The following is a 23,689-nucleotide window of genomic DNA, read 5'->3' as shown; positions in this document are numbered from 1 at the left end:
GCCATGGGAGTCTTCGTCTTCCTTCCGCTGGTCCTTCCGCTCGCCGCCTGGCCGGTGGCCCGGCTCGCCGAGCAGCGCCTGCACCCGCGCACCGCGACCCGGCTGCTCACCGCCGTCGCCGGTGTCCTCGCCGTGTGCAGCACCCTCTGCCTCGGACTCCTCATGATCGTCGGCACCGCGCAACTGCCGGGAAACCCGCTGCCCGACGGCTGGTCGGACCCGGAGGTACGGGCGGCCGTCCCGTACGACGAGCTCGCGGGCCCGGCGGCCATTCCCGCGCTGCTCGCGGTCCTCGTCTCCTGCGCGTCGGCGGCCCGGCGGCACGTCCGGGTGCGCCGCGGGGCGGAGGGCGCCCTCGCGGGACTTCCGGCGCGGTCCGTCGCGGTGCTGCCCGACCCCGATCCGTACGCGTACGCCCTGCCCGGCCGCCGGGGCCGGACCCCGGACCGCGTGGTGGCCAGCACCGGGATGCTGATCAGGCTCGGCCCGGCCGAACGCCGGGCCCTGTTCGCGCACGAGCGTGCCCACCTGAAGGGACGTCACCACCGCCATCTCCTCGTGGTGCACCTGGCGGCCCGCGCGAACCCGTTCCTGCGGCCGCTGCGCACCGCCGTGACGTACACGGCCGAGCGGTGGGCGGACGAGGAGGCGGCGGCCGAGGTGGGCAGCCGCCGCACGGTGGCGCGCGCCATCGGCACCGCGGCCCTGATGTCCCGTGGCCCGCTCACCGCCACCCTGCCCGCCCTCGCCCAGGCCGGCCCGGTGCCCCGCCGGGTGGCGGCCCTGCTGCGACCGGCCCCGGCGGCGCGCGCGTGGCCGTCGGCGTTCACGACGGCGGGGCTCGCCGTGTGGGGCGCCGCGGCGGGGGCGACCCTCTCGGCGCTGTCCTCCGCGAACTCCGCCGTCACGCTCTTCGCGGTCCTGCGGGCGGCCACGCCGATGTAGCGACCGCGGCGCGGCTACAGGTCGAACTCGTGCGGCGGGAGACCGAGCGTGAAGCAGGCCTCGCGGACGACGGCCTGTTCGGTCTTGTCGAAGTCGCCGTCCGCGCCGCCGATGACGATGCCGATCTGCACGACGGCACGGGCCTCGGCCGGCTTCTTCTTCGCCTTGGCCACCTCCTGGAGGACACTGACCTTGCCGAAGTCGAAGTCGGCGGCCAGCTTGTCGAGGTTGTCGTCGAAACGGCGCTGCAGATCGCTCGCGTCGAAGTTCTGCAGCACTTCGTTGGAGGCGATGAGCTGGGCGACGCGACGGCGCTCGGAGGGGTCGACGGTCCCGTCGGCGGCGGCGACGAGCGCGCACATCGCCATGCTCGCGTCTCGGAACGCGCCGCTCTTGAGGTCGTTCTTCCGGGCGATCAGCTGGGTCTGCATCGTCGATGCGGACTCCTTGATGCGGTCCCACAGGGCCATGGTGCGGTACTCCCGACGTCGGTCGATCAACTTCTACGTGCTTGTAGAACGTAGCTGATCGGCGAGGAGTTCCCGGGTCTGCCGGACTCGCGGGTCGCCGGTTTCCCCGCTTCCGGGTCAGCGCTGGTGGCCGCCTCACGGCGAGCTGACGGACAGTTCGGCCCACACCGTCTTGCCGTCCTCGCGGTACCGCACGCCCCAGCCCTCGGCGAGGGTCGCGGAGATGTGCAGGCCGCGGCCGCCCTCGTCCGAGGCCTTGGCGTGGCGCAGGTGGGGCGCGACGAGGGCGGCGTCGTCGACCTCGCAGACGACCGTCGTCTCGCCGCGGATCAGCCGCAGGGTGATCGGCGCGGCGCCGTACCGGACGGCGTTGGTCACCAGCTCGCTGACGACGAGCTCGACCGGGAACACGTCGGCCTCCGGCCACCACTCCCGTACGCGCTTCTCCGCGTGCCTCCTGGCCGGGCCGACCGCCTGGAGCTCGGCGGGCACGTCCCATTCCGCGAGGTCGTGGGAGGGCAGGCGGCGGGTGCGGGCGACGAGCAGCACGCGGTCGGGGGAGAGGTGCGGTGCCACGTCGTTCGCCATCGCCTCCGGGCCGCGGCGGGCCTCGGCGAGCGCGGCGACCAGTTCGGCGGCGGTCGGGCCCTCGTCCCGGGACGTGGCCGGCGACGCCATGCAGATCGTGCTCCCCTCCGGCAGGACGAGACTCGTGCTGGCGAACGGCGGCCCTTCCTCGCCGAGCAGCGGGCCCTCGGGAAGCGGCGAGGTGTCCACCGAACCGTCGGGACGCACGATCGCGAGGAGCGAGGAACCCGCCCGCGCGATGTCCAGCCGCCCGGTGACCGGGTCGTGGACGGCGAACGTGCAGTGCGCCGTCGGCTCGTCCGCACCTGCGCCGCCGTCGCCCACGCCGTGCGGGCCGTGCGGGCCGCGTGTGCCGTGTGGCGGGGCGGCGGGACGGCCGAGGCCGTTGGGGGTGTTGGGGCTGCTGTGGGTGTTGGGGCTGCTGGGGTCCTCGCCGCAGCCCGGGCCTTCCGTGGCTTCCGGGCCGCCCGCGGCGTCCACCGCCGTGCCGGTGCTGGTGCTGGTGCTGGTGCTGGTGCTGGTGCTCGTGCCGGTTCCGGTGCCGGTCCCTGTGCCGGTGCCGGTGCCGGTGCCGGTGCTCGTGCTCGTGCCGGTGCCCGTGCCCCGGCCCGTTCCCTGCGGCGCCCCGCCCGCCGTCCGGGCCTCCGTGCCCGTCTGTTCGCGGGCGAGCCGCCGGACGGTCGCGTGCAGGCGGGCGAGCAGCTCGTGCGGGTCGAGGTCGAGCGTCGTGAGGCTGTGCACGGCGGTCCGCAGCCGGCTCATCGTGGCCACGGCGCTCAGTCCCGGTTGCTCCACTTGACCCACCACCAGCGCCACCCGCGCCCCGGGCAACGGCAGCGCGTCGAACCACGAGCCGGCCCCGCTGCCCCCGGCCCTGCGCCGCTGGGCGATCTCGGCGGCCCGCTGCGTCTCCCGCTCCTGCCGCAGCGGCCAGCTCTGCAGGGCCGTCATGACGATGTGCTCGCGGGTGAACCGCAGCGCGTTCTCCAGGCTCGCCGCGGCACGCGTCGTGATGCTCTCCGCCAGGTCGAGATCGGCCGCCAGATACGGCTCCGAGCCCGGCCGCCGCTCGAAGGACACCGCGCCCAGGACCAGGCCCCGTACCGTCAGCGGCGCCACCAGCCGTACCCCGTCCGCCGCGGGAATCAGCACGGGCCCGTCCGGCAGCGGTGAGCCGAACAGGCCGGGCAGGAGCACGCAGCCCGCCGTCGGCACCGGCGTTCCCGGATCCGTGGCGCCGACGGCCGCGCAGCGCATCAACAGGCCGTTCCCGCCCGCGAGTTCCGGCGCCCTGCCCTGCAGGACGGCGTCCGTGAGCGCCACGACGACCGCGTCCGCGAAACCGCCGTCGAGCGCGACCTCGACCAGCTCGCGGGCGGTCCGCTCCACGTCCAGCGTGCCGCCGATCCGTTCCCGCGCGTCGTACAGCAGCCGCAGCCGGGCGTTCGCGCGCTCCCGGTCGGTCACGTCCACCGTCGTGGCGACGAGACCGGCGGCCCGGCCCGCGTCGTCCTCGAGGCGGTAGACCGACACGGAGAAGACGTGCTCGTGACCCGGGTCGGAGAGCGGCGTGCTGCGCAGCAGCGTGTCCTTCAGCGGCCGGCCGGTCGCCAGCACGTCACGCAGCGCCTCCTCGTCGACGGTCACACCCAGCGCCGCGTACGCCTCGGCCGCCGTCCGCCCCACGACGCTCTCCTCGGGCACGCCGCGCATGCCGACGGCCACCGGGTTGACCCGCACCACCCGCAGATCGGTGTCGAGGACGTGCAGCCCCACGTCCGACTGGGTGAAAACGGCGTCCAGGATCGCCTCCCCCAGCGGCGGAGCCTCCTCGCGGCTCTCCTCGTCCTTCGGCTCCGGCACCGGGACCTCCTCGTCTCGGACCCGATCGGCTCCCCCGACCATCCTGCGGGGTGGCGGCCGGATCGGCACGACGAGCGGTTCTGTATCCGGGACGTATCGGCGGGTGCTCGGCTGCGTGTCGATCCGTAGGGTCCGGGGGTCGGAGGGGCGGACCTGTCCGCTGCCTGCCGTATCGTTCCGTCCGATCCGTCTCTTCCGCCGGTTCCGCCTGTTCCGCCCATTCCGTCCACCTCCCCTTCGTTACGCCGTTCCGTCCACCCCCCTTCGTCCTGCCGGTCCGTCCACCTCCCCTTCGCTACGCCGTTCCGTCTGTCGACCGAGAAACCGGAGCCTCCCCGTGTCCTCGCCCGCCCAGGCCGCGTCCGCCGCGCAGCCCGTCCGCGTCCTGCTCGTCGAGGACGACGAGCTGATGCGCCGCTCCTTCGCGGTGGCCCTGGAGCGCTACGGGTACGAGGTGCGGGCCGCGGCCGACGGACTCACGGGCCTCGAACTCTTCCGCGAGAACGCCTTCGATCTGCTGGTCCTGGACGTGATGCTGCCGGGCCTCGACGGGATCGGGCTGTGCCGCAGGGTCCGGGAGACCAGCCTGGTGCCGGTGCTGATGATGTCCGCCCGCGGCGACGGGCTCGACGTCGTCGCCGGGCTCGAGGCCGGGGCGGACGACTACGTGGTCAAGCCCGTCGAGACGTACGTACTGGTGGCCCGCATGCGTTCGCTGCTGCGGCGGGCGACGTACGCGCCCGCCCCGGCACCTGGGCAGGTCACGGGCGCCGGAGCCGGCCCGGCCGAGGGCGGCGGCGGGCCGGGCGAAGGCGACGTGCTGGAGTTCGGGGACCTCAGGATCGACACCGCCGGCATGGAGGTGTTCGTCGCGGACCGCCTGGTCGCCCTGACCCCGACCGAGCTGAAGCTCCTCCTCGCGTTCGCCGCCCACCCCGGTGTCGTTCTCGAGCGGCACACCCTGCTGCGGGACGTCTGGGAGTACGGGTGGGACGGCGACAGCCGCGTCGTCGACCTGTGCGTGCAGCGGCTGCGCCGGAAGCTGGGCCGGGACCGGATCGAGACGGTCCGGGGCTTCGGATACAAGTTCCGGCGGTGAGGCGTGCGCCCACCTCGCCCGTCCAGCGTGTCCCGTACCTCGCTGCGCCGCAAGATCGTCGCGCTGGTCGCCGCCACGGCCTGCCTGGTCGTGGCGGCGGTCGGCCTGCTCGTACACCTGTGGACCGCGCAGGACATCCGCAGTCGCGGTGACGCGCGGGCCTTCAACTCGCTGTACGAGGCCATGGACGTCTACCGGCGCACGGGCACGCTCACGGACGGCGCCGAACTCGACCCCGCCGACCTGCCCGCCACGCTGCGTGCCCCGGCCGACGACAGACGCCACACCGCGTACGACGGGCACGTCGACGGAAACGTCGGCCCGACCGCCTGGGCCGCCCAGCGGACGGGCGGCCCAGGCAGTCCTGTCCTCGCCGTCCGGATCAACCTGAACACGGACCACGCCAACCTGGCGCGGCTCGACATGGCCATGGTGGTGGCCTCGCTGGCCGCGCTCGCGGCAGCCGCACCCCTGGCCGTCTACGGATCGGGCCTCGTGGCCCGCAGACTGCGCCGGGTCGCCGAGACGGCGGCCCGGATCTCCGAGGGGGACCTCGACGCCCGCACGGGGCCCACGAAGGGCCGCGACGAGGTCGCCGACATCGCCGCCACCGTCGACCGCATGGCCGACGCCCTCTCCGAGCGGCTCCGCGCCGAGCGCCGGTTCACCGCGGACGTGGCCCACGAGCTGCGCACGCCCGTCGGCGGACTGCTCGCGGCCACCGACCTGCTGCCGCCCGGCGAGACCGAGGACCTGCTCCGGGCCCGGGTACGCGATCTGCGCGGCCTGGTCGAGGACCTCCTGGAGATCTCCCGGCTGGACGCCGGCGCCGAACAGCCGGTCCGCGCCCGGGTGCCGCTCGCCGCCGTCGTCGCCGACGCCGTGGCTCGTACCGGCCTTGAGACGGAGTTCATCGAGACCGCCGAGGCGTCCACCGCAGCCACCGCCACCGCCACCGCTCGCGACACCGACACCGGCGACGCCATCACCGCTGACACGGTCGAGACGGTCGACACGGGCGGGATGGCCGAGATGACCGAGACGGCCGACACGGGCGCGACGGGGCAGGTCGTGGAGACCATGGAGACCATGGAGACCATGGAGATCGTGGAGACCGATCCCCGCCGCCTGGAGCGGATCGTCGGCAACCTCGTCGTCAACGCCCACCGGCACGGCGCCGCCCCCGTCCAGGTCACCGTCCACGGACGGACGGTCGTCGTCCGCGACCACGGACCCGGGTTCCCAGCGGAGGTGCTGCGCCACGGTCCGCGCCGCTTCCACACCGGCGCGCGGGAACGCGGCTCCGGCCACGGCCTCGGCCTGACCATCGCCCTGGGACAGGCCCGCGTCCTCGGCGCCGAGCTGCGCCTCGCCAACGCCCCGGACGGCGGCGCCGTCGCCACCCTGCGCCTGCCGGCCTGACCGGCGCCGGGCCACGGCACGAGGCGGCGCCGCTACAGACCTGCCGCGCGGCGGAGCGCGCGCCGATACACGGCCGCCCAGGTCCCGACACGTTTCCCGGACACCCTTCGACGTGCGCCTTTCCGTACGAGAAGTGGAGTCCGCATGACGTCCGTGCCCGTGACCACCGACCCCCTGCTGCCGTACCCGACGCCCGGCGTCGCGGCCGCCACCACCGACCTCACGAAGGTCTACGGCAGCGGCGACACCCGGGTCGTCGCCCTGGACCGGGTCGACATCGCCTTCCGGGAGGGCGAGTTCACCGCGATCATGGGACCGTCCGGGTGCGGCAAGTCCACCCTCATGCACTGCGCGGCCGGACTCGACGCGCCCACCTCCGGTTCCGTACGGGTCGGCACCACCGAGCTGAGCCGCCTGAACGACCGGCAGCTCACCCAACTGCGCCGGGACCGCATCGGGTTCGTCTTCCAGGCGTTCAACCTCCTCCCGACGCTGACCGCGCTCGAGAACGTCACGCTGCCGATGGACATCGCGGGACGCCGCCCCGACCAGGAGTGGCTGGAGCGCGTGATCTCCATGGTCGGACTCGCCGGGCGCCTGGGACACCGGCCCGCCCAGCTGTCCGGCGGTCAGCAGCAGCGCGTCGCGGTCGCCCGCGCCCTGGCCTCCCGGCCCGCGATCGTCTTCGCGGACGAGCCCACCGGCAACCTCGACTCGCGCGCCGGGGCCGAGGTCCTCGGCTTCCTGCGCGACTCGGTGCGCGAGCTGGGCCAGACCGTGGTCATGGTCACCCATGACCCGGTCGCCGCCGGCTACGCCGACCGCGTGGTGTTCCTCTCCGACGGCCGCCTGGTCGAGGAGATGACGCGGCCCAGCCCGGACCGGGTCCTGGACCTGATGAAGAACCTCGGCGCCCGCACCGCCTGACACCCACGCCCGATCCTCTCTTTCTTCCCCTCCGCGTACCTCTCCTCCTCCCAGGCGAAAGCTCCCCATGCTGAGAACAGCCCTGCGCAACATCCTGGCCGCCAAGGCCCGACTGGCCATGACCGTCCTCGCCGTGTGCCTCGGCGTCGCGTTCGTCAGCGGCACCCTCGTCTTCGCGGACTCCACCGCCGCCGCCCACCGCGCCGCCGCGTCGAAGAGCTTCGCCGGGATCGCCGTCACCGTGACCGAGAAGGCGCCGCCGCCCGGCGCGGCGGACCGGCAGCGGAGCAGCGTGCTCGACGACGCGCTCGTACGGAAACTGGCCCAGGTGCCCGGCGTCGCCGCCGTACGGCCGTCCGCCGACGGCTCGGCGATCCTGAACGCGGCCGACGGTTCCCCGCTGCGGGCCGACCGGGCCTGGACACACCTGGCCGCCGCCTACGTGCCTGCCGAGGACGTGCCCGCCAACGGCGCCAACGGCGGCAAGAACGGCGGCGACCGCGGCAACGGCGGCAACGGCGGCAAGGACAGCCGCTATCCGCTCGCCGAAGGCCGCGGCCCCGTGAGCAGCGAGGAGATCGCGGTCGACAGCGGCACCGCGGCCGCCGGCCGCTTCCGCGTCGGCGACACGGTCACGCTGGCCACGGACGGCCCGGTCATGACCAAGCGGCTCGTCGGCATCGTCACCACGGACGACCCCCGGGTGACCGCCGGCGGCACCCTCGCGCTGTTCGACAGGGCGACCGCTCAGCGGCTGTTCGCGACGCCGGGCCACTACACCGGCATCGACCTGTCAGCCGCGCCCGGCACCACCGCGGACGAACTCGCCGACCGGGTCACGGCCGTGCTCCCGGCCGACCGTGCCGAGGCCATCACGGGAGCCGCCCAGGCGGCGCAGCAGGCGGTCCTCGTCGACACCCTGACCCGCGGCTACGAGAAGGTGCCGATGGTGTTCGCCGGAGTCGCGCTGTTCATCGGCTCCTTCCTCATCGTCAACACCTTCACCATGCTCGTGGCGCGGCGCACCCGTGAGACCGCCCTGCTGCGGGCGATCGGCGCCTCGCGCCGCCAGGTGTCGCGCTCCGTCCTCCTGGAGGCCCTGGTGGTCGGTCTGGTCGCCTCGACGGCCGGCTTCCTGCTCGGCCTCGGCGTCGCCGCCGTCCTGCCCGAGGTCCTGAGCAGCGGCGGGAACACTCTGCCCCGCGGCCCGCTCGTCATCGGCCCGCTCCCGGTCGTCGCGGCGTTCGCCGTGGGTGTCGGCGTCACCGTGCTCGCCGCCTGGCTGCCGGCCCGGCGGGCGGCGCGGGTCGCGCCGGTCGAGGCGATGCGTACGGCCGAACAGCCGCCCGCTGCACCGCGATTCGGGCTGCGTGGCGCGGTGGGCCTCGGCCTCCTCGTCCTCGGCGCGGGATGGCTCGTCTCGCTCAGCGGCGCGCGGGACGCCTCGGAGGAGAACCTGCGGAGCGCCATGGCCGGCTGCGGCCTGTTCGTCGCCGCCCTGATCGTGCTGGCGCCGCTGCTCGCCGGCCCCGTGATCCGGCTGGCCGGGCGGCTGACCGGCCGCCTCGGCGTCACCGGCCGCCTGGCCCGCGAGAACGCGCTGCGCGACCCGCGCCGCACCGCGGCCACCGCCGCCACCCTCCTGGTCAGTACCGCGCTCGTCGCGGGGCTCGCCGTCATCGGCAACTCCACCGGGCAGGCCCTCGACCGCCAGGCCGCGGCCGGCCTCGGCGCCGACCACGTGATCAGCAGCCGCTCCACCATGACCGGCATCGACCCCGCGGCCGTACGGCGGATCGCCGGGACGCCCGGAGTGCGGACGGCGAGCGCCGTCACCGACTCCACCATGTTCATCGCCGGCGGCGTCAGGCAGATCTCCGGCGTCGACCCGGCCACCGTCGGCGACACGATGAGGCTCGAGTTCGTCTCCGGCTCCGCCGAGGGCCTCGCACCAGGCCGGATCGCCGTCTCCGGCACCCTGGCCCGGGAGAACGGGGTGACCACCGGAGACGTGCTGAACGTCAGCCTGGGGCGCGGCGACCGGTTCACGAAGGTCACCGTCGTGGGCGTCTACAAGGACAACCCCACGGCAGGGGACGCGCTCGGCGCCCGTTCCGAGGTCGCGGCGAAGAGCCTGCTGCCCGGCTCCGTGCAGCGCGTCCTCCTGCGCACGGACGGCACGGCGTCGAAGCCGGCCCTGGAGGCACGTCTGCGCACCGCCGTGGGCAACAACCCGCTGCTGAAGGTGCAGGACCGCGACGAGCTCGTCCGCGAGGCCGCCGGCTCCGTGGCCGACCTGCTGGGCGTGATGTACGGGATGCTCGTCATCGGCGTCGTCATCGGCGCGCTCGCCATCGTGAACACCCTGGCCGTGTCGGTCGCCGAACGCACCCGTGAGATCGGCGTGCTGCGGGCCCTCGGCATGGACCGCGCCGCCGTCCGCCGGACGATCCGCCTGGAGGCGCTGACCGTCGCCGGCTTCGGCACCCTCCTGGGCCTGACGGGCGGGCTGTTCGGCGCCTGGGCGGTCGGTTCGCTCGCCAACGGCGCGGTCGAGCAGTACTCCCTGGCCGTCCCCTGGGGCACGCTGCTCCTCGTCTGCCTGCTGTCCCTCACGACCGGCACCCTCGCGGCCGCCGCCCCGGCCCGCAGAGCGGCGACCCTGAGCCCACTCGAAGCCGCCGCCTAGGCCGTTTGCTTCGGATCAGGGCCAGGCGTCGCGGGCCTGGCCGAGGTCCGGAAGCGGTGGCCTGGGACCCGACCGCGCCCCTCACCGCACGGCGACCGTGCCGAGGTAGCGGGCGTACTCGTCGAGCGCGGCCCCCGCCTGGGCGTCGTCGCGGTCGATGAGCCAGTTGAGGGTGAGGCCGTCCATGAGGGAGAGCCCGTGGCGTGCGAGCACCGGAACCTCGACGGTCCAGCGGACGCGGGCGGCGCGGGCGACGGCCTCCAGGTACTCGCCGAACACGGCCAGGTAGTGCGCGTACTGCCTGCGAGCCACGTCTGCCAGGTCCGGCTGCCGCAGGGCGTACTGGGTCAGCTCGTACGTCACCATCTGCTCGGCGGGGCTCCGGCGGATGCCGTCCCAGTAGGCGTGCAGGGTGTCGCGGATGACCTCGTACGGGGAGCGGTCGTCGTCCTCCGTGGCCGTCGCCGTCGTGGGGACGAGCGTGCGCCGCATGATCCGGTCGATCACGGCGTGCAGGAGCTCCTGCTTGGAGCGGAAGCAGTAGTGGAAGGCGCCCAGCGGGGCCCCGGCCTCGGTGACGATGGCCCGGGTGGTCGCCTTGGCGACGCCGTCGCGGACCATGACGGCGATGGCCGCCTCGACGAGCTGGTCGCGGCGTTCGTCGGCCGACAGGCGGGTCATGCATGCTCCCTGGGCGCGCGGGTGGAGGGGAACAGGAGTCTAGGCAGGGACAGGAGTCGCCGGAGGGTCAGGGGTTGCCGGGGGGAACAGGCGCCGCCGGAGGGGCAGAAGTTGTCGAAGGGACAGGAGTTGCCAGAGGGGCAGGAGTCGCCGGAGGGGCAGGAGTGCGTTGCCGGCGGGGCAGGGGCCGCCATGGGTAGGGAGGGTCACAGGAAGGCGTGGCCCTCTCCCCGGTACGTGGGGACCTCGTCGACGAGCCGGCCGCCCGCCACGACGTGCAGCCGGTCAACCCGCTCGCACAGTTCGCCGGCCTTGGCGTGGCGGAACCACACGCGGTCGCCGAGCCGCAGCGCGTCGGCGGCCTCCCCGGTGAGCGGCGTCTGCACCTCGCCCGCGCCCTCGCGGGGCAGCAGGCGCAGGCCGGGCGGCCACACGGGTACGGGCAGGCGGTCCGCGCCCGCCGGACCGGAGGCGGTCCAGCCGCCGCCGAGGACCGTGACGTGCCGGGGCGCCGGGCGGCGGACGACGGGGAGGACGAAGAAGGCGGCGGGATACGGCGTGAACGCGCGGTAGTGGTCGAAGAGCGCCGGGGCGTAGAGCCCGGAGCCGGCGCCGAGTTCGGTGACGGCCGCCTCGGCCGAGGTCGTGTGCAGGCTGCCGGTGCCGCCGCCGTTGACGAACTCGAGGTCCGCGACCGAGCGGACCGCGCGGATCGCCTCGGCCCTGCGCCGCGCCAGTTCGCGCGCGGAGACCCGCTGGACGAGCCGGAGCGCCGCCCGGGCGGCGCGCGGGCCCGGCTGGTCGTCCGCGACGCCGGCGATCTGCCCCTCGTACGACATGAGCCCGACCAGCCGGAAACGGCGACGGGCGACGACGGCGCGGGCGAGTTCGCGGGCCTGGGCGGGGGAGTGGAGCGGAGAGCGCCGCATCCCCAGGTGCACACGGCCGCCCCACAGGCGCAGGGAGGCGTCGAGGTCGAGGCAGACCCGTACCGGAGGGCCGTCGTGGCCGATCACGGACGTCACGTGGTCCAGGTGCTCCACCGAGTCGATCATGATGGTCACGCGTGCGGCGAGCGTGTCGTCGGAGGCGAGCCGGCGCAGCGCGTCGGGGTCCGTCGTGGGGTAGCCGACGAGGACGTCCTCCGCCTGTTCGGCGAGCCACAGTGCCTCGGGCAGGGTGAAGGCGAGGATGCCGGCGAAGCCGGGGAGGCGCAGCACGTCGGTGATCAGCGCGCGGCAGCGCAGTGACTTGCTGGCGAGGCGGACGGGCTTGCCGTTGCTGCGTCCGGTCATCTCCCGCGCGTTGGCGCGCAGCGCGTCCAGGTTGACGACGGCGAACGGCGGCGTGAGGCCGGCCGTCGCCCTCTCCAGCTCGCCGAACGGCGCCGAGGCGGCGGGGGAGTGGGCGGACGGGCGCGGCGAGAGGCCGGAGCGGGAGCGGGTACCGGAGTCGGAGCGGGAGTCGGATCCGGAGCGGGAGAGGGAGCGGGAGCGGGAACCGGAGCCGGATGACGGGGGCGGGATTCGCATGGCGTGGCGCCTTCCTGACGGGGCGGCGGCAGGAGCCGTCCGAGGCGCGGCCACCATCTCCTGGTCGCCCGTCCAAGTCAAGGCATCGGGACCCTTGACTTGGACGGCTGACCAAGACGACCATCCGGACAACCGAAGCCCGGACAACCGAAGCCCGGACAACCGAAGCCCGGACAACCGAAGCCCGGGGGACCGCCCGGCGGTGACGCCCACCGGCGGGCCGCCCCCTCCGCGCTTCCCCGGCACGACGTCCCGTTTCCCCGGGTTCCAGGCCCCGGCCTCCGCGGCCACCCGCCGGAGCCCCCGGCCCCCCAGTCCACCCAGGCCGGCCCGGCCCCCTAGCCCACCCCGGCCACCCCGGCCACCCACCCCGGCCACCCCCCGGCCGCCCACCCCGCCCCCGTCGAGAGGATCCGCCCCGTGACCGAGACCTGGCGCAACTGGTCCGGAAGCCAGCAGGCACGTCCCGCCAGGGTCGTCCGGCCCGGAAGTACGGACGAGGTGGCCGCCGCCGTGAAGGACGCGGCCCGCGACGGACTCCGCCTCAAGGCCGTCGGCGCGGGGCACTCCTTCAGTCCCGTCGCCGTCGCCGACGGCGTCCAGCTGAGGCTGGACCGGCTCGACGCGCCGCACGTGGTCGACGCGGAGAGCGGCCTGGTCACGGTCGGTGCCGGCATGCCCCTGTGGAAGCTCAACCCCCTGCTCGCCGCGCACGGCCTCGCGCTGGAGAACATGGGCGACATCGACCGGCAGACCGTCTCCGGGGCGATCTCGACCGGCACCCACGGCAGCGGTCTCCGCTTCGGCGGGATCGCCACCCAGGTCCGGGCCCTCGAACTCGTCCTCGCCGACGGGTCGGTGGTCACCTGCTCGGCCACCGAGCGGCCCGAGCTGTTCGCGGCCGCCCGCGTCGGTCTCGGCGCGCTCGGCGTCCTCACCCGCGTGACGCTCCAGTGCGTGCCGAGCTACGTCCTGCACGCCAGGGACGCCACCACGCCCGTGGCCGAGACGCTCGACCGGATGCACGAACTCGCCGACACCCACGACCACTTCGAGTTCTTCTGGTTCCCGCACAGCGACCTGACCCTCACCCGCAGGTTCCGCCGCCTGCCCGGCACCACACCGCTGAAGCCCATCGGCGCGCTCAGCCGCCGCGTCGACGAGACCGTCAGCGGCCTGGGCTTCGAGGGGCTCAACCGGCTCGGCACCCGCTTCCCCGCCCTCGTACCGCCGATCACCCGCTTCGCGGCCCGCGCCATGTCCACGCGCGAGTGGACCGACCTGTCCCACCGTGTCTTCGCGTCCGCGCGCGACGTCCGCTTCCACGAGGGCGAGTTCGCCATCCCGAGGGAACGGGCCGCCGACGCGCTGGGCGAACTGAAGCGCTGGATCGACACCCACGACGAGAAGGTGTCCTTCCCGCTGGAGGTCCGCTTCACCGCCGCCGACGACATCTGGCTCTCCACCGCGTACGGCCGCGAGAGCTGCTACATCGCCTTCCACCAGTACCACCGGATGCCGTACGACCGGTACTTCCGCGCCTGCGAGGACATCCTCGCCGCCCACGGCGGCCGGCCGCACTGGGGCAAGATGCACGGCCTGGACGCCGAACGGCTGCGTCCCCGCTACGAGCGCTTCGACGACTTCGTCGCCCTGCGCGACGAGCTGGACCCGGCCGGACTCTTCGCCAACCCGTACCTCGACCGTGTCCTCGGACGCGCACCGGGAGCGGCCAGGCCGTGATTCGCTGGTGCACGCTTTTCCGGCGCGCCACCCGCAGGACGAGGTGAGGACGCCGGGGCGTGTGTCCTGATCTCGTCTCAGATGTCCCGATGGTCTCCGTCGTTGCTCCGCGCACCCGTGTATCGAGGGCTGGGCCGTGCGCACTCGCACACACGCGAACCCCTACCCTGGTGCCCGCTTAGTGGCGGACTTCGAACAGTACGACGAACGGGATGTGACAGGTGACGGGGGCGAACGGCGCCGACATGGTCGGCCAGGTCCTGGGCGGTCGATACCGCGTGACCGCGATGATCGGCCGCGGGGGCATGGGCGTGGTCGCCCGGGCGGTGGACCAGCTGCTGAACCGCGAGGTCGCCGTCAAGGTGCTGCGGGCCTACACCGACGCCTCCCCGGCCGAACTGGCCGACCTGCGGGTCCGGATGCAGCGCGAGGCGCAGGCCGCCGCCCGCATCCGGCACAGCGGCGTGGTCACCGTGCACGACGTCGTCGAGGAGCAGGGACTGCCCGTCATCGTCATGGAGCTGGTCGACGGACCCTCCCTCGACGACGTGCTGACGGAGCGCGGCCCCATGGACCCGCGCGAAGCGGCCGCGATCGGCGCGAAGCTGATGGACGCGCTCGACGCGGCCCACCGGGCCGGCGTCCTCCACCGGGACGTCAAGCCCGGCAACGTCCTGCTGGAGAGCAGCGGCCGTGTGGTGCTCACCGACTTCGGCATCGCCAGCATGGACACTTCCGGCGAGGAGGCCCTGGCCAAGCTGACCCAGAGCGGCCAGATCGTCGGCTCCCTCGACTACCTGCCGCCCGAGCGCGCCCAGGGCCAGGTGCCGGGTGCCGCTTCGGACATCTGGGCGCTCGGCATGACTCTGTACGCGGCCGTGGAGGGTGCCTCGCCCTTCCGCCGTACGTCGGTCTGGTCCACGCTCGCGGCGATCGTCGGCGACCCGCTTCCGGCGCCCCGCCTCGCGGGGCCGCTCGCCCCGGTGCTCCAGGCGCTGATGGCGAAGGACCCGCTGCAGCGGCCGGACGCCGCGCAGGCGCGCGACATGCTGGAGGCGGTCGCCGCAGGCCGGACGCCGGGGCCGGCCCCGACGCCGGGCGGTACCCCGACTGCGGGCCTGGGCGTGCACCCGGGGGCCCCGAACCCCGGCACGGCGCCGGGCCTGGGCACGGCCCCGAACCCCGGCACGGCGCCCGGCCTCGGCGCGACCCCGCCCCCCGCCCCGGCCCCGCAGGCCGTCACGCCCCCGCCGGCTGCCTTCGGCCCTCCCGTCGCCACGCCGTTCTCCCAGTCCGCCCCCCAGCCCGCCGCCTTCTCCATGCCGGCCGACGCGTACGGTGCTCCCGCTCCGCAGCCGGGCGTCGCGCATCCGGGCGCCGTCCACCCGGGCGTCGCGCATCCGGGCGCCGTCCACCCGGGCGCCGCGCACCCGGGCATGGCGCCGGCCGTGACCGCCGGTGGCGCCGGCCGGGCCGAGACGCGTGCCACCGCCGTCCGCGCGCGGCGCCGGCGCACCCGTACCGTCGTCGCGGTGGCCGCGGCAACCGTCCTCACCTGCGGCGGAGTCGCCTACGCCCTGATCGGCATGCGCGGAGACGAGGACGCCGGCGGGTCGGACACGGCGCTCCCCACGGCGAGCACCTCCGCCGACGGTGACATGTCCGAGGCGGGCGGTGCGACCGACGGCGCGACCTCCCCGGGGGACCTGACGTCCATCAGCCCCGGCGCGACGCCGTCCGCCACCCCTTCCCAGAAGGACGACGGTCCCACGGCGGCGCCCGGTGACGGCGACGGCGACGGGGACGCGGACGACAAGCCGACCGCGTCGCCGTCCGCCTCGAAGGACGCCCTGCCCAGCTCGACGGTGAAGGAGCCCACGCCGGTGTCGACGGCGTGCACCGGCTGGGCCCACTCGGACCGCAGCAGCGGGGTGGGTGCGGCAAGCCAGAACACACACCTCTACACCGGGCCGTACGCGGAGTGCTCGTACGTGACCGTGATCAAGACCGGCGTGAAGGTCTCGTACGACTGCTACGTGACCAACGCCCACGGCAACAAGTGGATCTTCGCCCGCATCCAGGGCACGAACACCGAAGGCTGGATCTTCGCCGACAAGTCCACCGTCACGGGCGGCTCGCTCATCCGCTGCTGAGCGGCCGGTTCACGGTCACGGTGACCGCCTCCGGGGCGAGCACCGCCTCCAGCTCCGTGCCGTCGGGCCGGCGCAGCCGGACCCGGGCTCCGTCGACCCGCACGGGGAGTGCCGGAAGGCCCTCCGGCTCGGCCGGGGAGGGCGTCGCGGGGGAGGCCGTCGCCCCGGCGAGCTTGGCCGCGGCGAGCTTCGTCGCGGAGAGCCGCGCCCCGGCGAGCCTCGTGGCGGCGACGAAGAGGGTGGCCGTAGCACCCGTGGTGCCGCTGAGGACGGGCAGCGCGGCCGCCGTTCCGTACGCGGTGCCGCCCGGTACGGGCCGGGTGGCGGCCATGCCGTACCCGTGGACGTTCCGCATGGACGACGTCAGCCGCGTACCGTCCGGCGTCGTGGCGACGACCCGTGCGGACAGCCCGTCCGTGCTCTCCGCGACCGTCGTGCCCGCCGCCGCCCAGCCGCTGTGGCGCACCTCGGTGCCGGGCCGCGCGCCGGTGACCAGGTGGGCGTGGATCTCGTCCGCACCCGCCGCGAGGACGACGGAGGTCACGGTGACTCCGGGGAGTTCGGCGCCCCCGACGCGGGGCCGGTGGGCGGAGGCGGCCCAGCCCTCGCCCGCGCCGAGCGGGCGGATCCGGCCGCGCAGGCTGAGTTCGCCGTCGACGAGGACGCCGACGTGGTTGTCCGGGGTGCCGTCGAGGACCGGGCCGGTGGCGGTGGAGTGGGCGAGGCGGGCGTACAGCGGATCGTCGGGCAGGACCTGCTCGGCCGGCTGGTCGTCGCTGCCGTGGTTGTGGAGCCGTACGACGCCGTCGGCGGCGGTGGACTGGATCAGCCAGCCGGGCCGGGGGAGCGGGACGACCGCGTCGGCGTGCTCGACCGGAGCGGGCTCCTCGGCCGCCGTCCACACCGGGTGGTCGGGCGGAAGGAGGAGCCCGAGGAAGCCCTTGCTCGCCCAGTACGGCGAGGCGGGCCCCGAGTACTCCTGGACGAGCGGGAGATGGGGGCCGTGCCAGCCGAGGGTGAGCAGCCCGTCCGCGTCCACCGCGCCCCGGTCGACGAAGTGGCGCAGCGAGCCGGAGGCGAGGCGGCGGGTGGCGCCCGGCGCGAGCGGGGTGTGGCCGGTGAGGGCGCCGGCCCACAGCGGCGCGGTGGCGGCGAAGCGGTAGGTGAGGGAGCGGCCCTGGTGCATCGGGGAGCCGTCGGCGCCGAAGGTGCGGGAGTAGCCGTCGAGATGGGCGCTCAGGCGCGGGCCGTAGACGTCCATCAGGCGCCTGTCGCCGGCCAGATGGGCGTGCAGGACGGGGTAGAGGTGGAAGGCCCAGCCGTTGTAGTGGTCGAAGGCGCGCGGGCGGCCGTCGGTGTACCAGCCGTCGCCGAGGTACCACTGCTCGATCTTCGCCAGTCCCCGCTCGACGGCGGCCCGGGCGGCGCCGTCCGCGTCCGGGCCGACCTCGGTCAGGAAGCCGCCGACGGTGAACGGGAAGAGCCACCAGTTGTTGTCGACGGGGGTGTGGTGCAGGGCTCCGGCGAGCCAGGTCCGGACGCGCTCGCGGACCGGGGCGTCGAGCCGGTCCCACAGCCAGGGGCGGGTCAGGCGCAGCGCGAGCGCGATCGAGGCGGCCTCGACCATGGGCTGGCTGCGGTCGCCGACGGCGAGCCAGGAGACCGGGTCCCCGCCGGTCAGGTCGCGGTCGGTGGTCGGCGTGTGGGTACCGGCGGCCAGGCCCTCGGCGTAGCGCGGGAGGAAGCCGTGCGGATCGTCGCCGGCCGCGCCCGCGATCCGGAAGGCGGCCAGCAGGAAGGTCCGGGCGAAGCCTTCGAGGGCGTCCGACCGCGTCCCCGAGACGCTGGGGCGGGGTCCGGGCAGGGCGATCAGGGCGTGCCCGGGGCCGGCGTGGCGCAGGGCCGACGTCAACAGCCCGTCGGCGACCGCCTCCCAGTGCGCCCGGGTCCAGCCGGTGCGGGGGCTGAGGACACGGTCCTCGGGGGGAAGCGGGATCGAGGACATGCGGGTGCGCTCCTTGGTCCGGTCAGGCGGACCGAATCTAGGGAGCGACGGATCGAACGTCAAGAAGTCATGAACGTACGGTCACTTGTGATCGTTCGATCCTTGCCGACGGGACCCGCGTGTGCGCCCGGCGACCGCCGCGGCGGATCATCCTGTTACCTTCGCCGTCCGGCATCCGTCATGGGGGTGACGGCCGACGAACGGTCGTCGTTCCCACGACTGAATCGAGGACACGATGCCGACCGGCCTCATGTACGTGACGATCTACGTCACCGATCAGGACCGCGCCCTGGAGTTCTACACCGAGGGTCTCGGCCTGGAGAAGCGGCTCGACTTCCCGGGACCCGACGGACGCTTCCTCACCGTCGGGATACCCGGCAGCCCGGTGGAGATCATCCTGTGGTCGCACGCGGCGGCCGCGGGACAGCCGGGCGGCACGGCCGTGCCCGGTCCGCTGGTCCTCGAATGTGAGGACCTGCGAAAGGACTTCGACGTCATGCGGCGGCGCGGCGTCGTCTTCGAGGAGTCCGCACCCGTGGACTATCCGTTCGGGGTCCGCGTCGAGGCGGTGGACCCGGACGGCAACCGGATCTCGCTGCGTCAGCGGCGGAAGCCGTGACCGCCCGTCCGCCCGGCTCCGTGGCCGAGGCGTTCGAAGCCCAGCGCGACCGGCTGCGCGCCGTCGCGTACCGCGTGCTCGGCTCGCACGCCGATGCCGAGGACGTCGTCCAGGAGGCCTGGATGCGTCTCGCCCGCCAGGACGCGGCGACCATCGCCAATCTGGCGGGCTGGCTGACCACCGTCGTCGGCCGCATCAGCCTGGACCTCCTCAGATCCCGCCGGGCGCAGCCCGAGACCGCGTACGAGCAGGAGTTCGCGGACCTCGTGGTGACGCCCGACGACGATCCGGCGCCGGACGAACGGGCGGTGCTGGCCGACTCGGTCGGCCTCGCCCTGCTCGTCGTGCTCGACTCGCTCACCCCGAGCGAACGCCTGGCCTTCGTCCTGCACGACATGTTCGCGGTCCCGTTCCACGACATCGGCCCGATCCTGGGCAGATCCGCCGACGCCGCCAAGATGCTCGCGAGCCGTGCCCGCCGCAAGGTCCGCGCCACGGACCGCACGACGGGCCCCGGCCGTGAGCACCGAGAGGTCGTCCGGGCGTTCGGCGCCGCCGCCCGCGGCGGCGACTTCGAAGCGCTCCTGCGCGTCCTCGACCCGGACGTGAGGCTGACCGTCGACACCGCCGGCGGCGTGGTCGTCACCCTCGGTGCCACCAAGGTCGCCGCCGGCGCCCGCATGTTCTCCGGCGAGGTCGCCCGGCAGCGCCCCGTGCTGGTCAACGGCATTCCCGGCCACATGTCGTGGAGCTCCGACGGCACGCCTCTCTCCGTCATCGCCTTCACCGTGACCGGAGGCCGGATCACCGGCATCCACATCGTCGTGGACCCGGCCAAGCTCGCCTCGATCCGTCTGCCCGCCCCCGTACGGGATGTGTAAAGACGGCCGGGGTGCACGTTAGGAGGGCGTCAACGCCGACGGTGTCGTGGCTGGAATGAGCTTTTCTCGAACAGGTCCGACGGACCGCTCATTCCATCCACACACTTTCGGGAGCTCACGATGGCCGACGTGGCCTTCGTCGTCACCACGGTCGCGGTCTTCGCGCTGGTGGCCTTCGTCGCCAGGGGGGTGGCGAAGCTGTGACTGTCGAGAACGTCGTCGGTCTGCTGGTCGCCGCCGGCCTGCTGGTCTATCTCGTCCTCGCCCTCGTCGATCCGGAGAGGTTCTGAGTACGGATATGAGTCCCGTCCTGGCTGGGATCCTCCAGCTGCTCGCCCTCGTCGTCGCCCTCGGCCTCTCGTACCGGCCGCTCGGTGACCACATGGCCAGGGTGTACTCCTCAAAGAAGCACCTCCGGCCCGAGAGATGGCTCTACAAGGCCATCGGCGCCGACCCGGACGCCGAGATGCGCTGGCCGGCCTATCTGCGCGGCGTCCTCGCCTTCTCCGCGGTGAGCGTCCTCTTCCTCTACCTGCTGCAGCGTCTCCAGGGCTCGCTGCCCGGCTCGCTCGGCTTCGTCTCGATCGACCCGGACCAGGCCTTCAACACGGCCGCGTCGTTCGTGGCGAACACGAACTGGCAGTCGTACTACGGCGAGCAGGCCATGGGTCACGTCGTGCAGACCGGCGGCCTTGCGGTGCAGAACTTCGTCTCGGCGGCGGTGGGGATCGCCGTGGCGGTCGCCCTCGTCCGCGGCTTCGCCCGGTCCCGTACCGGCGAGCTCGGCAACTTCTGGGCCGACCTGGTCCGCGGCACCGTCCGCGTCCTGCTGCCGATCTCCGTGGTCGGCGCGCTGGTCCTGGTGGCCTGCGGCGCGATCCAGAACTTCTCCGGCATCCACGAGGTCGGCCAGTTCACGGGCGGCCCGCAGCAGTGGAACGGCGGCGCCGTCGCCTCGCAGGAGGTCATCAAGGAACTGGGCACCAACGGCGGCGGCTACTTCAACGCCAACGCGGCCCACCCCTTCGAGAACCCCAACGGGCTCTCCAACCTCTTCGAGATCTACCTGATCCTCGTCATCCCCTTCGCGCTGACCCGCACCTTCGGCCGCATGGTCGGCTCGCTCAGGCAGGGCTACGCGATCCTGGCGACGATGGCCACGATCTGGCTGGCGTTCACCGCCCTGATGATGTGGACCGAGTTCCACCACGGCGGCCCCGCCTTCGACATCGCGGGCGGAGCCATGGAGGGCAAGGAGACCCGCTTCGGCATCGGCGGCTCGTCGATCTTCGCGGTCGCCACCACCCTGACGTCCACCGGCGCGGTGAACTCCTTCCACTCCTCGTTCACCGGCTTCGGCGGCGGGATCACGATGCTGGGCATGCAGCTCGGCGAGATCGCGCCCGGCGGCGTCGGCTCCGGCCTCTACGGCATGCTGGTCATGGCGGTCATCGCGGTGTTCATCGCCGGGCTGATGGTCGGCCGCACGCCCGAGTACCTGGGCAAGAAGATCGGCACCCGCCAGATCACGTTCGCGGCCTGCTACATCCTGATCACCCCGGCGCTCGTGCTCGGCTTCACGGCGGCCTCGTTCGCCCTGGACACCCCGGCGCACTCGATGACGAACTCCGGCGCACACGGCTTCTCCGAGATCCTGTACGCGTACACGTCGGGCGCCAACAACAACGGCTCCGCGTTCGCCGGCCTGAACGCCGACACCCAGTGGTTCAACACGACGATCGGCATCGCGATGCTGCTCGGCCGGTTCCTGCCGATGGTGTTCGTCCTCGCGCTCGCCGGCTCGCTCGCCGGCCAGCCGCCCGTACCCGAGACCGCGGGCACCCTGCGCACCGAGAAGCCGCTGTTCACCGGCCTGCTCGTCGGCACGATCATGATCATCACCGGTCTCACCTACTTCCCGGCCCTGGCCCTTGGCCCGCTCGCCGAAGGACTCGCAGCATGAGCACCCTCACTCCCACCCGGGCACCCCACCCGGACGTCCCCACGGGGCACGAGCCCGAGGCGGCCGGACGCGTCGGCGGGGGCCTCTTCGACCCGAAGCAGCTGGCGAGGTCCTTCCCGGACGCGCTGCGCAAGCTCGACCCGCGCGTGATGGTGAAGTCACCGGTCATGTTCGTGGTCCTCGTCGGCTCCGTCGTGACCACCGCGCTCGCGCTGCTGCATCCCGGAGACTGGTTCGGCTGGGCCATCACCGCCTGGCTCTGGCTGACGACCGTCTTCGCCAACCTGGCCGAGGCCGTCGCCGAGGGCCGCGGCAAGGCCCAGGCCGACACTTTGCGCAAGGCCAAGACCGACACCGTCGCCCGCCGTCTGACGAAGACGGGCGAGGAGCGGGTCCCCGGCACCGAGCTCAGGGTCGGCGACCTGGTGGTCTGCGAGGCCGGCGACGTCATCCCCGGCGACGGTGACGTCGTCGACGGCGTCGCGAGCGTCGACGAGTCGGCCATCACGGGCGAGTCGGCTCCGGTGATCCGCGAGTCCGGCGGTGACCGCTGCGCCGTCACCGGCGGCACCAAGGTGCTGTCCGACCGGATCGTCGTCACGATCACGACGAAGCCTGGCGAGACCTTCATCGACCGGATGATCAACCTGGTCGAGGGCGCCGCACGGCAGAAGACGCCCAACGAGATCGCCCTCAACATCCTCCTGGCGTCCCTCACCATCGTCTTCCTGCTCGCCGTCGTCACCCTGAAGCCCTTCGCGATCTACGCCGGGGCCGACGGGCAGACCTCGCTGATCGTCCTCACGGCGCTCCTGGTCTGCCTGATCCCGACGACCATCGGCGCGCTGCTGTCCGCGATCGGCATCGCCGGCATGGACCGGCTCGTCCAGCGCAACGTCCTGGCGATGTCCGGCCGCGCCGTCGAGGCGGCCGGCGACGTCAGCACGCTGCTCCTGGACAAGACCGGGACGATCACCCTCGGCAACCGGCAGGCCTCCGAGTTCGTGCCCGTACGCGGGACGACGGAGGCCGAGGTCGCCGACGCCGCCCAGCTCTCCTCACTCGCCGACGAGACGCCCGAGGGCCGCTCGATCGTGGTCCTCGCCAAGGAGACGTACGGGCTGCGCGAGCGCCACCACGGCGAGCTCGCCCACGCCACGTGGATCGAGTTCACCGCCCAGACCCGCATGTCGGGCGTGGACGTGGACGGCCGGAAGATCCGCAAGGGCGCGAGCGGTTCGGTGGTCGCGTGGGTGAAGGAGCAGGGCGGCGACGTCGCCGAGGACGCGCAGGCGCTCACGGACCGGATCTCCGAGGCCGGCGGCACCCCGCTGCTCGTCGCCGTCGAGGACGGCAAGGGCGCGCGGGTCCTGGGAGTCATCCACCTCAAGGACGTCGTCAAGGAGGGCATGCGGCAGCGGTTCGACGAGCTGCGCCGCATGGGCATCAAGACGATCATGATCACGGGTGACAACCCGCTGACCGCCAAGGCCATCGCCGAAGAGGCCGGCGTCGACGACTTCCTCGCCGAGGCCACGCCCGAGGACAAGATGGCCCTCATCAAGCGCGAGCAGGCCGGCGGCAAGCTCGTGGCCATGACCGGCGACGGCACCAACGACGCACCGGCCCTCGCCCAGGCGGACGTCGGCGTCGCGATGAACACGGGCACGTCGGCCGCGAAGGAGGCCGGCAACATGGTCGACCTCGACTCCGACCCGACCAAGCTCATCGAGATCGTCGAGATCGGCAAGCAGCTCCTCATCACCCGAGGCGCGCTGACCACCTTCTCCATCGCCAACGACGTCGCCAAGTACTTCGCGATCATCCCCGCGATGTTCGCGGTCGCCTACCCGTCCCTGGACAGGCTCAACATCATGGGCCTGGCCTCGCCGGAGTCCGCGATCCTGTCCGCCGTCGTCTTCAACGCCCTGATCATCGTCGCGCTCGTACCGCTCGCCCTGAAGGGCGTGCGGTACCGCCCGACCAGCGCCGACAGGATGCTCCGCCGCAACCTGGGCCTCTACGGCCTGGGCGGCCTGATCGCGCCGTTCATCGGCATCAAGATCATCGACCTGCTCCTCTCCCTCATCCCCGGAATCGGCTGATCCA

The 23,689-nt window shown here is 73.6% G+C and carries 17 protein-coding genes; 12 read left to right on the top strand and 5 right to left on the bottom strand.

Annotated features, from left to right (window positions below):
- The first annotated feature begins 3 nt into the window (after positions 1 to 3).
- On the top strand, positions 4 to 945 hold the full coding sequence (locus tag ACFWJO_RS30430) for a M56 family metallopeptidase (RefSeq protein WP_386870270.1): 942 nt from the start codon (positions 4 to 6) through the stop codon (positions 943 to 945).
- Between the two features lie 14 nt (positions 946 to 959).
- Here ACFWJO_RS30430 and ACFWJO_RS30425 read toward each other — a convergent pair whose 3' ends face one another.
- Both ACFWJO_RS30425 and ACFWJO_RS30420 read right to left on the bottom strand, forming a co-directional pair.
- Entirely contained in the window at positions 960 to 1,415 is a 456-nt protein-coding gene (locus ACFWJO_RS30425) for a tellurite resistance TerB family protein (RefSeq protein ID WP_384410775.1), read from the bottom strand.
- A 135-nt stretch (positions 1,416 to 1,550) separates the two neighbouring features.
- Positions 1,551 to 3,866: a SpoIIE family protein phosphatase gene (locus tag ACFWJO_RS30420; protein WP_386870268.1), complete on the bottom strand. Its 2,316-nt coding sequence runs from the start codon at positions 3,864 to 3,866 to the stop codon at positions 1,551 to 1,553.
- Positions 3,867 to 4,275: 409 nt separating this feature from the next.
- On the opposite strand from ACFWJO_RS30420, the gene ACFWJO_RS30415 reads away from it, so the two are divergent.
- From ACFWJO_RS30415 to ACFWJO_RS30400, 4 genes are all read left to right on the top strand, one after another.
- Positions 4,276 to 4,965: a response regulator transcription factor gene (locus ACFWJO_RS30415; RefSeq protein WP_386870326.1), complete on the top strand. Its 690-nt coding sequence runs from the start codon at positions 4,276 to 4,278 to the stop codon at positions 4,963 to 4,965.
- Between the two features lie 27 nt (positions 4,966 to 4,992).
- Positions 4,993 to 6,387: an ATP-binding protein gene (locus tag ACFWJO_RS30410; protein WP_386870266.1), complete on the top strand. Its 1,395-nt coding sequence runs from the start codon at positions 4,993 to 4,995 to the stop codon at positions 6,385 to 6,387.
- A gap of 144 nt (positions 6,388 to 6,531) precedes the next feature.
- On the top strand, positions 6,532 to 7,314 hold the full coding sequence (locus ACFWJO_RS30405) for an ABC transporter ATP-binding protein (protein WP_386870264.1): 783 nt from the start codon (positions 6,532 to 6,534) through the stop codon (positions 7,312 to 7,314).
- A 67-nt stretch (positions 7,315 to 7,381) separates the two neighbouring features.
- Positions 7,382 to 10,003 carry an ABC transporter permease gene (locus ACFWJO_RS30400; RefSeq protein ID WP_386870262.1) on the top strand — a complete coding sequence of 874 codons (2,622 nt, stop codon included), beginning with the start codon at positions 7,382 to 7,384 and terminating at the stop codon, positions 10,001 to 10,003.
- Between the two features lie 81 nt (positions 10,004 to 10,084).
- Here ACFWJO_RS30400 and ACFWJO_RS30395 read toward each other — a convergent pair whose 3' ends face one another.
- Complete coding sequence (locus tag ACFWJO_RS30395; RefSeq protein ID WP_386870260.1) at positions 10,085 to 10,684, bottom strand: TetR/AcrR family transcriptional regulator; 600 nt, start codon at positions 10,682 to 10,684, stop codon at positions 10,085 to 10,087.
- 206 nt (positions 10,685 to 10,890) lie between these two features.
- Complete coding sequence (locus ACFWJO_RS30390) at positions 10,891 to 12,210, bottom strand: amino acid deaminase/aldolase (RefSeq protein ID WP_386870324.1); 1,320 nt, start codon at positions 12,208 to 12,210, stop codon at positions 10,891 to 10,893.
- Between the two features lie 426 nt (positions 12,211 to 12,636).
- On the opposite strand from ACFWJO_RS30390, the gene ACFWJO_RS30385 reads away from it, so the two are divergent.
- Positions 12,637 to 13,959: a D-arabinono-1,4-lactone oxidase gene (locus tag ACFWJO_RS30385; RefSeq protein ID WP_386870258.1), complete on the top strand. Its 1,323-nt coding sequence runs from the start codon at positions 12,637 to 12,639 to the stop codon at positions 13,957 to 13,959.
- A gap of 245 nt (positions 13,960 to 14,204) precedes the next feature.
- Positions 14,205 to 16,112 carry a protein kinase gene (locus tag ACFWJO_RS30380; RefSeq protein WP_386870322.1) on the top strand — a complete coding sequence of 636 codons (1,908 nt, stop codon included), beginning with the start codon at positions 14,205 to 14,207 and terminating at the stop codon, positions 16,110 to 16,112.
- On the opposite strand, the gene ACFWJO_RS30375 is transcribed toward ACFWJO_RS30380, so the two are convergent.
- Entirely contained in the window at positions 16,099 to 18,117 is a 2,019-nt protein-coding gene (locus ACFWJO_RS30375) for a DUF2264 domain-containing protein (protein ID WP_386870256.1), read from the bottom strand. The two genes, ACFWJO_RS30380 and ACFWJO_RS30375, sit on opposite strands and share 14 nt — an antisense overlap.
- 235 nt (positions 18,118 to 18,352) lie before the next feature.
- Here ACFWJO_RS30375 and ACFWJO_RS30370 point away from each other — a divergent pair, with 235 nt between their 5' ends.
- The 5 genes from ACFWJO_RS30370 to kdpB all read left to right on the top strand — a co-directional run bounded on the left by ACFWJO_RS30370 (position 18,353) and on the right by kdpB (position 23,685).
- Positions 18,353 to 18,736, top strand: coding sequence for a VOC family protein (locus ACFWJO_RS30370; protein WP_386870254.1), 384 nt, complete (start codon positions 18,353 to 18,355; stop codon positions 18,734 to 18,736).
- Positions 18,733 to 19,617: a sigma-70 family RNA polymerase sigma factor gene (locus ACFWJO_RS30365; protein ID WP_386870252.1), complete on the top strand. Its 885-nt coding sequence runs from the start codon at positions 18,733 to 18,735 to the stop codon at positions 19,615 to 19,617. Before ACFWJO_RS30370 ends, ACFWJO_RS30365 begins: the two co-directional genes overlap by 4 nt.
- 200 nt (positions 19,618 to 19,817) lie before the next feature.
- Positions 19,818 to 19,907, top strand: coding sequence for a K(+)-transporting ATPase subunit F (kdpF, locus tag ACFWJO_RS30360; protein ID WP_386870250.1), 90 nt, complete (start codon positions 19,818 to 19,820; stop codon positions 19,905 to 19,907).
- 8 nt (positions 19,908 to 19,915) lie between these two features.
- Positions 19,916 to 21,580, top strand: coding sequence for a potassium-transporting ATPase subunit KdpA (gene kdpA / locus ACFWJO_RS30355; RefSeq protein ID WP_386870248.1), 1,665 nt, complete (start codon positions 19,916 to 19,918; stop codon positions 21,578 to 21,580).
- The gene (kdpB, locus tag ACFWJO_RS30350; RefSeq protein WP_386870246.1) at positions 21,577 to 23,685 is read left to right on the top strand and encodes a potassium-transporting ATPase subunit KdpB; all 2,109 of its coding nucleotides are present in this window, start codon (positions 21,577 to 21,579) and stop codon (positions 23,683 to 23,685) included. The genes kdpA and kdpB overlap by 4 nt, the downstream gene beginning before the upstream one ends.
- Positions 23,686 to 23,689: the final 4 nt, after the last annotated feature.

Origin of the sequence: Streptomyces sp. NPDC127092, from assembly GCF_042722475.1 — a bacterium.
Classification (GTDB): domain Bacteria; phylum Actinomycetota; class Actinomycetes; order Streptomycetales; family Streptomycetaceae; genus Streptomyces.
This window is presented reverse-complemented; position numbering and strand designations above follow the sequence as displayed.